Consider the following 15,505-nt stretch of genomic DNA (forward strand, 5'->3'; position numbering starts at 1 on the left):
GCGCATCGAGGGGAAGCCTTGCGATTGATCGAGCCTATGACAGTCGGCTCGGGCGAGAGTTTCTCAACAGCCTGCTAAGGGCTCACATGTTGTTGAGATCAATATGAAGGATGGTGCTGGTTTAAGACCGGATAGTCAGCCTAATGAATTGGTGCACCAAGGAGCAGTTCGAGATGGTAGGCAAGCGAATCTTACGGTAAAAGAGAATGACAACTGATAAATCAATTACCTTGACGGATACTTACGATTTACTTGCCCTTCACAAGGGTCTGATGGAGTCACGCTTCTGCGACGTACCAAATGATCCCGGTGTTTCGGGTAGCCCTCGTCTGGCTGATATCCACAGAAACGTTATCAAAGCCATACGTTCGGCCGATTTGCCGGCTGGTCTTAGTCCTGAGAGCTGGGATAAGTGGCTCGTAGTAGATGAGGATCGAAGAGAGTGGCGTATAGCCTTAGATAGGGCAGTCAAGTCTTCACGCTGGCAAAAGATGGATTATGCGGAAAAATGCTCGCTCGCATCGAATCTATTGGCACCTTTCTATATCGACGATGAGGTGCTTGATAAATTCGTAAAAGCCGCAGACGCCAACAAATATTGAATTTGCCCACCACCTTCACGAGAGCGGAGCTCAGGGTCAGGTCTAGCATCGTTGCATTTGGTGGGGCCGCCGTCGTAAGGGCTTTTACGTATCGGGTGGAGGTGTGTAACGCGTCGGGGTGCTCGGGCTGGCGGGGCTCGGAAAACGTGACGGTGGTGCTCGGAAATGGCGGCGGCCAAGGTGAACGGGGTGCAGCCGGACAACTTCAAGTGCAACGGGGCGCCGGCGCTGGAGAAGGAGGGCACGCCATGAAGACGATCTGTCGAAACGCGCATCGTTCGTGGTGGTCGATAACTGCCAGTTTGCTGCTGTGGGCTGTGGTCGCCATGGCCCATGCCGGCACGGTGACGTATGTGTACACCGACCCGCAAGGCACGCCGCTGGCCGAGGCCGATGCGCAGGGTAACATCATCGCCCGGTTCGACTACTCGCCGTATGGCAGCATCGCGCTGGGCACGGCGCCGAATGGACCGGGGTATACGGGGCATGTGAACGACCCGGAGACGGGGCTCGTCTACATGCAGCAGCGGTACGATGACCCGAGTGGCGGGCGATTCCTGAGCCCGGACCAGGTGGGGGTAAGCCCGGGAGATGTGTTCAGTTTCAATCGGTATGCGTATGCCAACAGTAATCCGTTGCGATATACAGACCCAAGTGGACGGTGTGCGGAGTATTACAGTAAGAAGGATGGTGGTGGCTGCAAGGTTGATGTCGATCCATCGCTTACTAAAAGCAAGCAGGCGCAGGCAGCAAGGAGGGCGGTAGAGGGTGTGTTAAATAAATACGACAAGGCTATCAATGCGCTATCTGATGGAAAATCGTACTCGGTCTTCACAAAAAATTCCCGCCATCGAACTGAGGCCATTGGCCACTTAACAGGTAAGCAGATCAAGGCGCTGTGGAATGGGCAGCATTTCTCGATAGTCTCGAATGGCACATATATGAGTAGTAATGGAGGGGTTGGGGGTGCGGTGCCTGGCCATACGGCATTGGAGCCGCAAGGAGTTTTGGGGTATCAGGTTAGCTCCAGTGTGGCAACGGAGATATTTCACGAGTTTGGGCATATTACACCTGCGGGATTGCAGATGACGCGGATGTACGGTGATGCGCCTATTCGTAGCCCTGAATATATTGAGCGCGAACAAAAAGCAAGTACTGTTGGTAGCGTGATTGCTAGTTCTGTACAAGCGCCATTCCTTTGTTCTGCCATAGAATATGGGTGCTTCTGATATGTCGATTTATCGCGTTCTGAAAATATTTCAAATAGTATTGTATGTCGTCTGTATATACGGTTGTGATCGCCATGATCACGGCGCACTGACAGGCTTCACTCATACGGTTCCAACGGTATTTAAAAATAGAAACGGTGCGACTATCAAAGTATCAACCGAGGGTTTATGGCTTGGTGGGGTGTTTTATAAGGCACATGATTGCTCGAATGAAAATTTTAACTGTTTTGTTTATGGTGGAAAAATTTTATTTATAACACCAAAACTATGTTATATGCCGCCCATGCGTAGTTGGAGAGTTGGGAGCTTCATGGTCGAATGGAATGGATACGATCAAGGCTCGGAAGGTGATGTGATCCAATCGAACTTTGGGAATGGTGTGGGATATGGTTTTTCAGAGCTTAAGGGAAAAGGCATCGATAGTATTGCTTACAATATTGGAGATACTCATGTGGCTGTGGGTGAAAGGTTTTACGCGGATGCTCCATCTTGGCGTATGAATGACATGCTTTATTTCAGCCCTTCCGGTCCAGCGTTTCTTCCCTGTGTAAAGGAATGGGGTAAATAACAATGATGTGTGGCGCCGCCACGATCTGATACGTCCGTCTCGGATTCGGTAGCGAGCTGTATTTCGTGATAGCGTGTCTCGGGACAAGCTCCAGTCCGGTTGCCTTGATGTCCAGGCAGGCCGCTCGCGATGACGGCATCATTGCATCCTCGCCACGCGGGTTGCGAACAACCCGCTCCCGGTATGCGTCAGACGGGGCTTCGAGCAGACATTTATCAGCCCCTGACTTTCGGCACAGGCCGGCCGTACTCCCGCCCCGCTCGGTTATCCTGATTCCTTTTGCTGCGGGGAATTCCCATGCGTCGATTGCTGCTTGCCGGCTTGATTGCCTTCACCGTGTTGCCTGCTGCCGCGATGGCGGAGCAGGCGCCGGCCACGGCGCCGCTGACTATGGAAACCATCATGGCCAGCCCGGATTGGATCGGGCAGGCGGTGGAGAGTCCGTATTGGGGCGTGGATGGGCGCAACCTGTATTACGCGTTGAAGCGTGACGGCAGTTCGGTGCGCGATCTGTATCGCGTCGATCCGGCCGGTGGTGCGGCGACGAAGCTCGATCCGGCGGCGATGGCGCAGGCCGATGGTCCGGCGGTGTATGACCGCGCGCATCAGCATGCGGCGTTCGTGCTGCATGGCGACGTGTTCCTGGTGGATCTGGCCAGTGGTCGTCGCGTGCAGGTTACGCGTACGCCGCAGCGCGAATCCGCGCCGCAGTTTTCCGCCGACGGCCACGCGCTGCAGTTCCGTGACGGCAATGACTGGTACGTCTACGATCTTGCCAGTGGCGTCACTTCGCCCGCGGCGATCCTGAAGTTTGCCGACAATCCGCAGACGAAGCAGCCTGATGCGCTGGCCGCGGAGCAGTTGCGCCTGTTCAAGACGCTGCGCGAGATCAAGGCCGACAAGGACGCCGAGCTGGCGCGGAAGAAGGCGCTGGAGCAGGCCGATCCCACCCGTGCGCCGCTGCCATTCTGGCTGGGCGACAAGGTCGCCGCGGTGGATACCGAGCTGTCGCCCGATGGCCGCTGGATGCTGGTGATCACCAAGCCCGCGCACGCCGACGACGGCAAGGCGCCGGACGTGATCCATTACGTCACCGATTCGGGTTACACCGAGGTGCAGAAGGCACGCACCTACGTGGGCCGCAACGATCCGGCGCCGCAGTCGCTGCTGCTGCTCGACCTGTCCGCGCACAAGATCTGGCCGCTGAAGACCGACGGCCTGCCGGGCATCAAGGAGGATCCGTTGAAGGCGATCCGCGCGCAGACCGTGGCCGCGCTGGAGAAGGCCGGCAAGGACGACCAGGCCAAGGCGCTGAAGGCGCCGGCGGTGCGGCCGGTCACCATGGCCAACGAGGGCAGCGGCGGTGGCATCGTGTGGAGTGACGACGGCCACGAGGCCGCAGTGCAATTGCGCGCGATCGACAACAAGGATCGCTGGATCGCCACCGTCGACTTCGACAAGCACGCGCTGGTGACGCAGGATCACCTGCACGACCACGCCTGGATCAACTGGAGCTTCAACGACTTCGGCTGGCTGAAGGACGGCCGCACGCTGTGGTACCTCAGCGAAGCCAGCGGCTGGTCGCGGCTGTACACCAAGTCGCTGGACGGCAAGGCGCGCGAGATTGCCGGCGGCAGCAAGTTCGAAGTGAGCCAGCCGCAGCTCAGCGCCGACGGCAAGTGGTTCTACCTGCTGGCCAACAAGGTGGCGCCGTACAGCTACGACGTCTATCGCGTGCCCTCCGACGGCGGCACGCTGACCCGCCTCACGCAGTACCAGGGCGTGGACGGTTTCGCCCTGTCGCCCAACGGCCAGCAGTTGGCCGTGTTGCATTCGGCGCCGTACATGCTCGATCAGCTGGCCGTGCAGAACGCGGCCGGAGGCACGCCGCGCGAACTGACCAACACCATGAAGCCCGGCTTCACCGCGCGCCACTGGATCGAACCGAAGTTCGTGCAGGTGCCGTCCTCGCACGGTGCCGGCGTGGTCTACGCCAAGTACTACGGCCCGGCCAACGAGACCGACGCGCCGGATTCGCGTCCCGCCGTGATCTTCATCCACGGCGCCGGTTACCTGCAGGACGTATCGATGCAGGAGACCTACTACATCCACGAACAGATGTTCCACAACCTGCTGGTGCAGCAGGGCTACGTGGTGCTGGACATGGATTACCGCGGCTCGGCCGGCTACGGCCGCGACTGGCGCGACGCGATCTACCGCAACATGGGTCATCCGGAACTGGAAGACCTGCTCGACGGCAAGGCGTGGCTGGTCAAGCACCACGGCGTCGACCCGAAGCGCGTGGGTGTGTACGGCGGCAGCTACGGCGGCTTCATGACCGAGATGGCGATACTGCGCGCGCCGGGCCAGTTCGCCGCCGGCGCCGCATTGCGTGCGCCGGCCGACTGGATGACCTACAACCACGAGTACACCGCGAACATCCTCAACGACCCGCAGCTCGATCCCGAGGCGTACAAGACCAGCTCGCCGATCGAATACGCGGCGAACCTGCAGGATCCGCTGCTGATCGAGCACGGCCTGATCGACGACAACGTGATGGCCAGCGATTCCATCCGCCTGTACCAGCGCTTCGTCGAACTGCACAAGAAGAACTTCTGGATCTCGCTGTACCCGCTGGAACGCCACGGCTTCAAGCACGCCGACGACTGGTATGACGAATACCGCCGCATCGACGAGCTGTTCAATACCTACGTGAAGCCGGTGCACTGACCGGGAATCGCGAGCCTCGAATACCCTCGTCATCCCGGCGCAGGCCGGAAGCGCTTTTCAACAGACGGCTGTCTGGTCATCCAGTAGCGATCACGCCTGTTCAGGCCATGCGGCTACTGGATTCCTGCCTGCGCAGGAATGACGAGCAAGTGTGTCGTGCCGGTGTGCGCTGCGCATGATCGCGGATACGTAAAAAGATATGGCATCAATGGCGATGCGCTCAACGTGCATCAAAAGCCATCCGCATCTGCAGCATGATCTGGCGCCCGTAGACGTCGTAGTTCTCGTCGTTGAAGTACGGCGCGTCGGTGTAGCTGGCGTCGCGTGGCGGCATCTTGTTGGCGAGGTTGTTGACCATCAGCGCGAAGCGCAGGTGGCGCGTGGCCTGGTAGCCGATGCTGCCGTTGAAGGTGATCCACGGACGCAGGCGTCCGGCATCGGGCTGGCTGGCACCGCCCAGGATGGCGGCATAGTTTGGCGATGAACCCACGCGGCGGGCGTACAAGGTGCTGGTCCAGCGGCGGCCAGGGCTGGTCCAGTCCAGCGCGCCGGTGAACATGCTTTTGAATTCGGTGCTGGACTGCGGGTTGGCCAGTTGCCGCACCGATGGCGTGCCGGCTTCGAAGCGGAATTCGTGGTTGAGCAGATCGTTGTAGTCCAGCTGCAGGCCGAAGCTGCCGAAGCGCGTGGGTACGAAGTGGTAGCGAAGCGAGGCAAAGATCGCGCGTATCGTTTCGCTGGACAGGTTGGCATAGCTGGTGACGAGGGCCGTGATCGGCCCATCGGTCCCGGCGCGCTGCACCTGGCCGGTGGTCGGATTGGTCAACGCCTGGCATTGCGCCGAAGCCGGGTCGAGCTGGCCGAGCAGGCAGCGCGCGTCGTCGTAGGTCAGCTGGTCGATATCCTGTTCGACGACTTCGTTGCGAATGGCCATGTCGATGTAATCCACGCTCACGCTCACGCGCTCGGTGGGCGACCAGGCGGCACCGGCGGTCCAGCTGCTGGCCGTGGTCGGGCGCAGCGTCGGGTTGGCCAGCAAGGTGCCGCGCACGCCGTTGCTGTAGGCGTCGCAACTTGACGCGCCATCCTTCGCGCATGCGTAGTAGTCGGTGACCTGGGTGTAGTAACTCGACGGGCTGAGGAACAGCGACGAAAGGTCCGGCGCCTTGAACGAGGTGGCGTAGTTGCCACGCAGCAGCAGCGAGTGGAACGGGCGGTATTCCACGCCGAAGCGATAGGTGAAATGGTGGTTGCCGCGGGTACGGTCGCTGTCGTAGCGGTCGTAGCGCCCGGACAGGTCCAGCGTCAGCGGCTTGAACAGCGGCAGGTTCAGCTCGAACGCCGTCGCCGCGTGCGCGCGACGGCCGCCGCCGCCCGAGGCCGCGTGCTCGAACACCGCATGGTCGGCGAACAACGGATTGATCGGCTCCTGCCACGATTCGCCGCCGGCTTCGACCAGCGCAGCCAGGCTGGCGTTGCCGCCCGGCAGCTCGAACCAGGCCGTGTTGCCGATGGTGAGGCGCGTATCGTGCAGGGCGGTGTTGCTGGTTTCGCCGACATCGCGCGCAAAGCCGGCGTATTGGGCCGGCGACACGCCATCGAAAAAGGCCGCCGCATCGGTGCGGTAGAGCGGCAGGCCGGTGACCGGATCGATGTTGCCGGTCGCGCCCAGCAAGGTGCTGAAGAAGTGGTTGATCAGCGGCGCGATCAGCAATGGCTCCTCCACCCGTGCGTGGTCGCCGCTGCGCAGGTGGTAGATGTCCCAGGTCCAGTCTGAGGCGCCGAAGCGGCCGTTGGCGCCCAGGTCGGCCTGGTACAGCACGTCGCGCTGGCGGTACATCTGGCCGAAGACACCGTTCGGCATTTCTTCCGGCGCGAAGTATTTTTCGGGATAGAGGATATGGCCGCTGGCGGCATCCTCGATCACGCCGCCGGGCAGGTCGTCGGCATCCCAGCCCGGCACGCCGGGATACCAGCGTTGTTCCTGCCAGTCCCACATCGCGTCGGCGTACAACCGGACGCTGTCGCTGGCGCGGTAGCGCAGTTTCAGCAAGCCGTCATAGCTGCGCGTGTCGTTGCTGTAGGTGCGGTAGCCGCCGAGCGTGGACGAGCCGCAATACTGGCGGCTCGCGCTGGTGCCGGCGAGCCGGGTGCTGTGGCCGTAGAGGGCCTGGTCGCAGCCGTTCGGCGGGGCAAGGAATCCTTGCGGATAGCCGGTGAACGTGGCGATCGTGCCGTAGTCGAGGATGCCGGCCTGCAGCGGCGGTGAGCCGCCCTGCGGTCCGGTGCCGGAGGTCAGCGAACGCTGGTAGCCCCAGATCGGTTCGGCATTGGCGAACTCCAGCGCGGCCAGGGTGTGCAGCCGGCCGCTGTCGTGGCCCCAGGCGAAAGTCATGCGCTGGCTGGCGCCGCCGCCGTCGGCATAACCGCCCATGCGTGCCGACACCGCGCCGCCGTCCAGATGCGAACGGGTGACGATGTTGATGACGCCACCGATCGCCTGCGAGCCGTAGATCGCCGAGCCGCCACCGGCCATCACGTCGATATGGTCGATCAGCGACAACGGCAGGTTGGCCACGCTGATGAAATTGTTGCTGCCGTTGTAGGGGCGGCCGTACTGCGCGATCGGCTTGCCATCGACCAGGATCAGGGTGAACTGCGGGCCGAGCCCGAACAGGCTGATCGGCTGCGCGCCCTGGGTGAACGAGCCGGCCTCCTGCTGCCCTTGCACCGAGCCGGTGGCGAACACGTTGTTGCGCAGCACGTCCGACACGCTGCTGAAGCCGCGCGCTTCGATCTGCGCGGCGGTGATGGTGAATACCGGCGTGGCGGTCTGCACCCGGGCATCGCCGATCAGCGCGCCGCTGACGTTGACCGTGGCCAGCGTGGATGCGTCGTCGCTGGCCGGCCGCAACGGCAGCGCATGCACCGTGCGTTGGGGCGCGTGGTCGGCCGGCATCAGCACGAAGCTGGCCGGGCCCAGCGCGTTCCACCGCAGGCCGGTGCCGTCGAGCAATCGTTTCAATGCGGCGGTGGGGGTGAAACGGCCGCTGAGCCCGCGTGTGGTTTTGCCGGCAATCAGTTCGGGTGCGTAGGCCACCTGCACGCCGCCTTGCGCGGCCAGCGAATCGAGTGCGTGGCCCAGCGCGCCGGGCGCAATCGCATAGGCATGCAGCGGTGGCGCGGATTGGGCCGCACGCGACGGTGCTGCCAGTGCGGCAGTGCATGGCAGGCACACGATGGCAGCGGCCAGCGCCCACAGCATTGGCCGGGTAGGAGCCGATGGCCCGCGCCCACGAGTTCTTTTGCACATGGCCAACATGCGGTTTCCGCGGTTCCCCCGACGTGCAGATGCGGAAGCGGACGCTGTTCGATGCCCGCGCCCTCATTCCCCGAACCGGGCCATCATACGGGCAGGACACGCGGCGTAGGTGAAGCGAGCCGCGGCGGGGATCGGGAAAGTGGAGGGTCGCCGCTGCGGGCGTCGCGAGGCGCTGCCGACACCGGCTGGGTCGATCCGGAACACGGTGCGAGTGGAGGGTCACGCAGGGTCGGGGCGGTTGTCCGCGCGCCCGAGGTAAAACCGACGATGCCATATCCATGCAGGCGTAGGCGTTCCGCAATCCATGCGCACCGGGTACGTAGCGGCATCGTCCCGGGTTGAAACGGATGCCGCGGGAAAACCCCTACCCGGAAATGTCGAAAAGCGTGATGTGGATCACGCTACCGCTGGCGAGTGGCCAGCACGACGACTCCTGTCCGGAACGTTTTGGGCCACATCAATTTTGACTGAAGTGCTCTCGGCCTTTTGCCGCCACCTGCGGTGACGGAGGTTCCGCCCGCCTGCCGGCGGCCGGGTTCATTTTCTCGCTTGTCCGAGAAAACGGAACCAAAAGAGGGACACCCTGCGTTCGCGCCCACCGGCTCTACGAGCCGGCGGGTCCGCGCGCGACTGCGGGGGTTCGCCGACAGGGCTTCCTGCCCTGGCGTCGAACTGGCCGGCATCCCTGCCGGTCACCCTGCGGGCCTGATCCTCCGTCGCGCGCCGCTTCTCGAAGGGTTGGAAGAGCCACACACCGCGACCATGAGGCGATTATTGATGGTTCGCCAAATGGGGCCTGTCTTCGAGAGTCGGCTTGCCAGCGCTGTTGTATCAAAGCTTCTGGGGTCTTGCTGCCCGTTGATTCCGGGCAGCATTGAGCAGGACCACGTGGTGGCTGCCGTCGGCCCGGGCACGGATGGGCCAGCCGCGTTGCAGCAGTTGCAGCATGGTGTGCGGATCGTGGCTGTCGAACACGCCGCTGATGCGGATCGCGTCCAGCGCGGGGTCGCCGATGCTGACCTGGGTGCGGTTGTAGCGGTTCATTTCGGCGAGCAGGTCGGGCAGCTTCCAGTCGTGCACGAACAGCTTGCCCTCGGTCCAGCCTTCGGCGGCCTGCAGGTCGGCGGGCTGCACCGGCGAAATGTGGCCGCTGCGGTCGAACCAGAGCTGCTTGCCACTGTGCAGCGACACCCGCTCGGTGGCGTGATCGGGGGCGCTGGCGGCGATATCCAGTTCGCCCTCGATCAGGGTGATGCCGGTGCAGTCCTTGTCGGTGCGTACCTGGAACACGGTGCCGACGTCGGTGATGGTGCCGTTGCCCACGTGCACCACGAACGGCCGCTGCGGGTTGGCGCGCACACTGAATTGGGCGCGGCCGCGCAGCAGGTCGACGCTGCGTTCATGTGCGTCGTAGCGCACCACTAGGCTGGATTGGGTATCGAGCGTCACCGTGGTGCCGTCCGGCAGATTGACGCTGCGCTGCTGGCCGATGGCGGTGCTGTAGGTGGTGCCCGGCGCGGGTGCGATGGCGCGCCAGTGCGGCAGGATGGCCAGCACCGCCACCGCGGCCACCGCGACCGCCGTCGCCGGCCACAGCCATGCCTGGCGGCGATACCACGGCGCGGGCGGCGTGTAGTGCAGGGCGCGCAGGGCGGCAGCGGCCACGGCGGGGTGGCGGGCTGCGGTGGCGCTGTGTTGCCACAGGCGATCCAGCTCGCGCCAGGCCGCTTCGTGGGCGGGATCGGCGGCGCGCCAGCGGGCGCAGGCGGCGCGATCGGCGTCCGGACAGTCCGCTTCGAGCAGGCGCGCGTACCAGCGCTCGGCAGCGCCGGGTACGGCTTCGCGTTGTTCGGAGTGTCTGTCCATGCCTGCTAGAACGTATCCGGGAAGGAATCGCCTACCTTCTGCTTCAGCAAGGCCATGGCGGTGGTGATGTGCTTTTCGACCATTTTCACCGAAATGCCGCAGCGTTCGGCGATTTGCGTACGGCTGAAGCCGTAGACGCGCTTGAGCAGGTAGACGCGCTGGCACTTGGGCGGCAAGGCCATGATCGCCTCGCTGAGGCGCGCCAGCTGCTGGTCGCAGTCGGCGCGCTGCTCAGGCGAACGGTCATCGGCGGCGAGATCCAGGTCGTCCAGCGTCACGTGGTCGCCGCTGTGCCGGCTGGTGGCGGCGCGGCGCTGGTCGTGCGCCACGTTGGCGGCGATGCGGTAAAGCAATGGCTTCCAGCCTGCCGGCGCTTCGCTGTCGCGATAGCGCAACAGCCGGGCAAGGCTTTCCTGCAGCACGTCCTCGGCATCCTGCTCGGTGGGCGTGCGACTGCGCAGGAAGTGCAGCAACGGGCGCCGCTGCTCGCGCACGAAGGCGTCGAAAGCCTCGGCGATCGCGCGCGCTCCGTCGGCCGGCGCTGGCGGCGGCTCAATCGACACTTGGTCCCACTTGGCGTGCATCCCCGATATTTCCCTCACCCGTCCCGGCAATGTGCGGCAAATGGGGGGTGACACGCAACCGTCACAATCGGCGCTTCCCGCGAACCGGGCGCAGGAACGGTGGCCGGCCCGTTCCTGCGCCGCCGGTTCAGGGCGTGGCCGCGTCTTTCGGCAGCGCGACAATATGCAATGCGTCGTAGTCCGCCTCGTTCAACGGACCGGCGCTGCCGCCAGCGCCGGTGTAATGCGCGAAATGCGCGAGATCGCTCATGTTGAAGCCCTGCTTCAGCGCGAACGTGCAATGCGCACCGGCCTGTGCGGTGAAGCTGCCGGGGGTGGAGGCCTGTTGGCCGACGCTGTGTGGCATCACCAGCAGAGTGTCCTGCGGCGCGCTGCCGGCACAGCTCACGTGCAGCCACTTCACCGCGGCGGTGACGCCGGTTTCGATCGAGCCGTGGTGGTTGCTGTAGTCCAGCCACGCACGGAAGCGGCCACTGGAGGGCGCGGTCCAGGTGCGCGGCCATGTGCCGCTGATGCTGGCGGTATCGCCGACGCAAGTGGTCGGACTGGGCAGCGAAGCCACGCCGTCCTTGCCGACGTGGGTGAGGTTGAAGCACTGCTGCGCGGGCGACCACGGCAGCGCCAGCTGGCCGTGGATGGTGCCGTGGCGATGGCCATTGACGTACAACACGCCGTCGCCGTGCACCTGCCAGTGCGTGCCGTCGCGGACCACCACGGGAGCGGCGGGCGTGGGTGGCGCGTAGGTGGGTGCATCGGTGCGCAGCGGCGAGCTGGCGACGTGGATTGCCTTCAGCGTCACCGTGGTGTGCTGGCCATCCTGCGTCGTGCGATCGGCCACCAGCAGGTTGCCGTCCAGCGCGGCCGGACGCACCAGGGTGATGCTGCGCCCGGGCAGCTTCAGCGAGATGCGGCCATGCGTGCCGAACAACAGCGGCACCAGCGAGACGGGCAGCTCCGGCTTCACCTCGCCGTTGTCTTCCAGGCCAAACACGCCCTCGCTGACCATGTCGAGATAGCCGGCCACCGACCATAGTTGCCGCTTCGAGTCGACCACCGGTCCGCTCAGCTTGCCGTCGTCGACATGGGTGGACTGCGTCACCAGGTCGAAATTCTCCATGTTCGAACCGGCCAGCGCGGCGCCACGCAGCAGCGAGTGCAGTTCGTGCGCGATCAGCTCGGGTTGCTGCGTGATGCGTGCCGCGCGCAAGGCATAGGCGCTGACGAACGGCCAGATCGCGCGGTTGTGGTAGATCGGCTGGTCGGCGCGCTCGGGCCAGATCACTGGGCTGCCGGCGGGCCACGCGGGATAGTGCGTCAGCGAGGAACGCGCGCGTGCCTCGTCGGCCACGCCGCTGGTGATCGCCAGCGACAGGCCGAGCAGGTCATAGGCTTCCACCGGCATGCCATTGCCGCCGATGTAACTCATGTACATGCCGCGATCGGCGCGCCAGAAGTACGCGTTGATCGCTTTTTTCAGCGCATCGGCCTGCGCCGCATAAGTGGCCGCGCGCGGATCGTGGTGCTGCGTCGCCAGACGTGCGGCGAGGCGCAACGCGTCGTAATGCAGCACGTTGGTGGACAGTGCGAACGAGTGTCCGATAAAGGTGACGTCGCTGGCCGCCCACTCCGGATAAGTCTGCTGGCGCCAGTCGAGGAACGAGGTCTCGCCGCGGTACAGGCCCATCGCCGGATCGAAGATGTAGCGGCGATCCTGCGCCAGCGTGTCGTTCAGCGCCTGCCAGGTCTTGTCGGCAAAGGCGTGGTCATTGAGCAGATGACGCGCGCCCAGGAACCACACGATACGGTCGGTGCTGATCGGCCAACTGCCGCCGGAGCCGGTGTCCTGCATCGGGTAAAGACCTGCCGGTGCGTTCTTGTCACGCACGCCGGACAGCTTGAACTCGAGCCCGTTGCGCGAACGCGCCGGGTCAAAGCGCCACAGCCCCAGGTCGACCGAGTAGGACAGATCGCGCGTCCACACGTAATGCCAGCTCGCACCGGTCTCGAAGCAGTGGCAAGGCATCGGCTGGTCGTTGTCGAACGCGCCGTCCTTGATCGAGGTGACCGAGTCGCGCTTGAGGTCGTCCTGTGCCATCGCGAACAAGCCGTCGAACAGCGGGCTGGCCGTCTGCACGGTCGCCGTCGACGCAGGAATGCGCCGCTCACCGGCCGGCCCGTTCAGCACGTAACTGCCGTCGGCGTTCGCGGTGATGGCGGCGCGCTGGCTGTGCCAGTCGAGGTAATCGGCGTGGATGGATGGCGTAGTGGCCAGGGCGGTGGCAAGGAGGGCGACTGTCAGCATGGTGGGCGCCTCGTGGAATGGGTTCGTGTCATCTGCATCGTCTGTGTTTCCTGTTGATTGGGCTGCGTTCCGTCAACACAGCTCTTTGCTCGTCATCCCGGCGTAGGCCGGGATCCAGTAGCAGGGCATGTGGCTTTGGCGACAACCTATCCCTGACGTTACTGGATCCCGGCCTGCGCCGGGATGACAGCGGGAATCATTGCGCAAGTATCGCGCCGTAATGTCCCTGCACGCTCACGACCACGTTGCCGTTGCTTACGGTGTACTGATTGCCACTGAGCAGGTCGGTGAGCGTGCTGCCGTTGGTCACGCTGAGTTGCGATACCGGCACTGTCACCGTATGCGTCACCGAGTCGTTGTTGAGCGCCACGGCAATACGGTTGCTCGCGTCGAAGCGGCCGAAGGCATAGAGGTGGTTGGTGTCGTCGGTGAGCAGTGTCATGAACGAGCCGGTGCGCAACGCGGGGTACGCGTTGCGGATGCCGATCAGCTTTTGCGTGAGCGCCACCGCGGCATTGGTGGTGGTGGCCTGCGACCAGTCGAACGTGCGGCGATTGTCCGGGTCGGCCCCGCCTTGCATGCCGTACTCGTCGCCGTAGTAGATCGTCGGCGTGCCGACGTAGGTCATCTGAAAGATCAGCGCCAGGTAGGTCTTCCAGATGTCGCCGCCGCAGCGCGTGGCGAAGCGCGAGGTATCGTGGCTGCCGAGGAAGTTGGTCATCACCTGCTGCACGTCGCCGGGCAGGTCGGCGCGGGTGCCGCGCAGCCAGCTGTCGAACTGGCTGGTGGGGATGGCGGCGCTGTTGCCGCCCTCGTCGACGCCGCAGATCCATTCCGACACCGGCTGGGTGAAGCCGTTGTAGTTCATCGCGCCGTCCCACTCCTTGCCGTCGTCGAGCCAGGACGAGGCATCGCCCCAGAACTCGCCCACGATGTCGGCGTTGGCGTTCACCGATTTCACCGCCGTGCGCATCTCCTGCATGATCTGGTGGTTGGTGGCGTCGCTGCCGTTGCCGCCGCCGGCGTCGAGGTATTGCGCCGCGTCCAGCCGCCAGCCGTCGATGCCGTAGGGCGATTTCAGGTAGGTCTGCATCACCGAAGTGCTGCTGCCGTAGATCTGTTCGCGCACCGCCGAGCCGCTGGCGCCGTAGTCCAGCTTGGGCATGCTGGCGACACCCAGGAAATTGCTGTAGGTGCCGGGCCACTGCTGGAAGGTGTAGTAGTCGTACCAGGGACTGGACTGCGACTGGTAGGCGCCAGGCGGTTGTCGCCAGGATGGCCAGTGGCGCCATGTGCCAGCGTGGCCGGGCCGCCGCCATGCCGGCGTGGCGAGTGCAAGGCCGGATTGACCTGACGGCAGGTCGCGTGGATGGGTTTCGCCGAACCACGGGTTGCTGTCGCCGGTGTGGTTGAACACGCCGTCCAGCACCAGGTAACCGCGCCGTCCGTTGCGGTGGTCGTGGATGGTGTGGATCAGGCGCACCAGAGTGGCATTGCTGCCGAACGTGGGGTCGACCCGGTAATAGTCGGCCGTGTCGTACTTGTGGTCGGTGGGCGACTGGAAGATCGGATTGAGGTAGAGGATGTCCGCGCCCAGCGTGTGCTTGATGTAACCGAGCTTGTCGATGATGCCTTGCAGGTCGCCGCCGAAGAATACCGCGGTGTTGCAGCCGCCCACGCGGGGGAACACGCTGCTGCCCCAGGCGTGCTGTTCGGTGGCGCAGCCGTGATAGGTGTACTGGCCGTTGGCGACATCGTTGCGTGGGTCGCCGTCGAAGAAACGGTCGGGGAAGACCTGGTACATCACGCCGTTCTTCATCCAGTCCGGTGTGCTGAAGCCGGGGACGATGAAGAAATCGCCGAAAGGTTGCTCAGTGTCCGAGGGGCCCTCGGCGTCGTACCACACGGTCTTGCTGCCGTCGTTGACCTGGAAGCGGTAGTACTTCTCCGACGCGCTGGCCGGGATCGTGCCCTGCCACAGGTCGAAGCTGCCGGTGGCGTCGTTGGACGTCCAGTGCATCGCCACCCAGTGGAACTGGCTGTCGGCGCTGTCGTAGTACTTGATGTTGGCGCTGGTGATGTCGCCCTTGTAGGTGCGCAGGGTGAGCGTGACGGCCTGTGTCGCGCTGGGTTCGGGGTTGCTGTCGTACAGCGGGCCTTGGTCGTGGAACAGGCCGGCCCATTCCACGTTGTTGTCGTTGCTGGCCGCGAAGCTCGCGCCCAGCGGCAGCATACCCAGGGCCAGGCACAGACCCAGGGCGAGGGTGCGGTAGTGCGGGTAAGTCGTCTTGCCGTTGCGCAT

At 64.0% G+C, this 15,505-nt stretch carries 9 protein-coding genes; 4 read left to right on the top strand and 5 right to left on the bottom strand.

All coding sequences use genetic code 11. The annotated features are described in order from the left end of the window. Positions 1-206 precede the first annotated feature (206 nt). The 4 genes from AB7849_RS10135 to AB7849_RS10150 all read left to right on the top strand — a co-directional run bounded on the left by AB7849_RS10135 (position 207) and on the right by AB7849_RS10150 (position 5,129). Positions 207-602 carry a hypothetical protein gene (locus AB7849_RS10135; protein WP_139201772.1) on the top strand — a complete coding sequence of 132 codons (396 nt, stop codon included), beginning with the start codon at positions 207-209 and terminating at the stop codon, positions 600-602. A 248-nt stretch (positions 603-850) separates the two neighbouring features. Then, positions 851-1,831 (top strand): RHS repeat domain-containing protein, encoded by a 981-nt coding sequence (locus tag AB7849_RS10140; protein ID WP_081491715.1) that lies wholly within the window; start codon positions 851-853, stop codon positions 1,829-1,831. Position 1,832: 1 nt separating this feature from the next. Beyond that, positions 1,833-2,399, top strand: a complete 567-nt coding sequence (locus AB7849_RS10145) for a hypothetical protein (protein ID WP_139201771.1) — start codon at positions 1,833-1,835, stop codon at positions 2,397-2,399. A gap of 297 nt (positions 2,400-2,696) precedes the next feature. Then, complete coding sequence (locus AB7849_RS10150) at positions 2,697-5,129, top strand: S9 family peptidase (protein ID WP_008209417.1); 2,433 nt, start codon at positions 2,697-2,699, stop codon at positions 5,127-5,129. Positions 5,130-5,349: 220 nt separating this feature from the next. On the opposite strand, the gene AB7849_RS10155 is transcribed toward AB7849_RS10150, so the two are convergent. From AB7849_RS10155 to AB7849_RS10175, 5 genes are all read right to left on the bottom strand, one after another. After that, the gene (locus AB7849_RS10155; protein WP_369501036.1) at positions 5,350-8,394 is read right to left on the bottom strand and encodes a TonB-dependent receptor; all 3,045 of its coding nucleotides are present in this window, start codon (positions 8,392-8,394) and stop codon (positions 5,350-5,352) included. Positions 8,395-9,282: 888 nt separating this feature from the next. Beyond that, on the bottom strand, positions 9,283-10,317 hold the full coding sequence (locus AB7849_RS10160) for a FecR family protein (protein WP_092705076.1): 1,035 nt from the start codon (positions 10,315-10,317) through the stop codon (positions 9,283-9,285). 5 nt (positions 10,318-10,322) lie between these two features. Then, complete coding sequence (locus AB7849_RS10165) at positions 10,323-10,901, bottom strand: RNA polymerase sigma factor (RefSeq protein WP_008212986.1); 579 nt, start codon at positions 10,899-10,901, stop codon at positions 10,323-10,325. Positions 10,902-11,028: 127 nt separating this feature from the next. Then, complete coding sequence (locus AB7849_RS10170; RefSeq protein ID WP_369501037.1) at positions 11,029-13,203, bottom strand: alpha-L-rhamnosidase-related protein; 2,175 nt, start codon at positions 13,201-13,203, stop codon at positions 11,029-11,031. Positions 13,204-13,399: 196 nt separating this feature from the next. Further along, a complete protein-coding gene (locus AB7849_RS10175; RefSeq protein ID WP_008212985.1) occupies positions 13,400-15,505 on the bottom strand; it encodes a glycoside hydrolase family 13 protein in 2,106 nt (701 codons plus the stop codon).

The sequence above is a fragment of the Rhodanobacter sp. FW021-MT20 genome (genome assembly GCF_041107475.1).
In the GTDB taxonomy this organism is placed as follows: Bacteria; Pseudomonadota; Gammaproteobacteria; order Xanthomonadales; family Rhodanobacteraceae; genus Rhodanobacter_A; species Rhodanobacter_A glycinis.

Excerpts from the sequence above, each read along its gene's own strand:
- AB7849_RS10135 (WP_139201772.1), top strand. The coding sequence starts at position 207 with ATGACAACTGATAAATCAATTACCTTGACGGATACTTACGATTTACTT.
- AB7849_RS10175 (WP_008212985.1), bottom strand. The coding sequence starts at position 15,505 with ATGCGCAACGGCAAGACGACTTACCCGCACTACCGCACCCTCGCCCTG.
- AB7849_RS10170 (WP_369501037.1), bottom strand. The coding sequence starts at position 13,203 with ATGCTGACAGTCGCCCTCCTTGCCACCGCCCTGGCCACTACGCCATCC.
- AB7849_RS10155 (WP_369501036.1), bottom strand. The coding sequence starts at position 8,394 with ATGCTGTGGGCGCTGGCCGCTGCCATCGTGTGCCTGCCATGCACTGCC.
- AB7849_RS10150 (WP_008209417.1), top strand. The coding sequence starts at position 2,697 with ATGCGTCGATTGCTGCTTGCCGGCTTGATTGCCTTCACCGTGTTGCCT.
- AB7849_RS10140 (WP_081491715.1), top strand. The coding sequence starts at position 851 with ATGAAGACGATCTGTCGAAACGCGCATCGTTCGTGGTGGTCGATAACT.
- AB7849_RS10160 (WP_092705076.1), bottom strand. The coding sequence starts at position 10,317 with ATGGACAGACACTCCGAACAACGCGAAGCCGTACCCGGCGCTGCCGAG.
- AB7849_RS10145 (WP_139201771.1), top strand. The coding sequence starts at position 1,833 with ATGTCGATTTATCGCGTTCTGAAAATATTTCAAATAGTATTGTATGTC.
- AB7849_RS10165 (WP_008212986.1), bottom strand. The coding sequence starts at position 10,901 with ATGCACGCCAAGTGGGACCAAGTGTCGATTGAGCCGCCGCCAGCGCCG.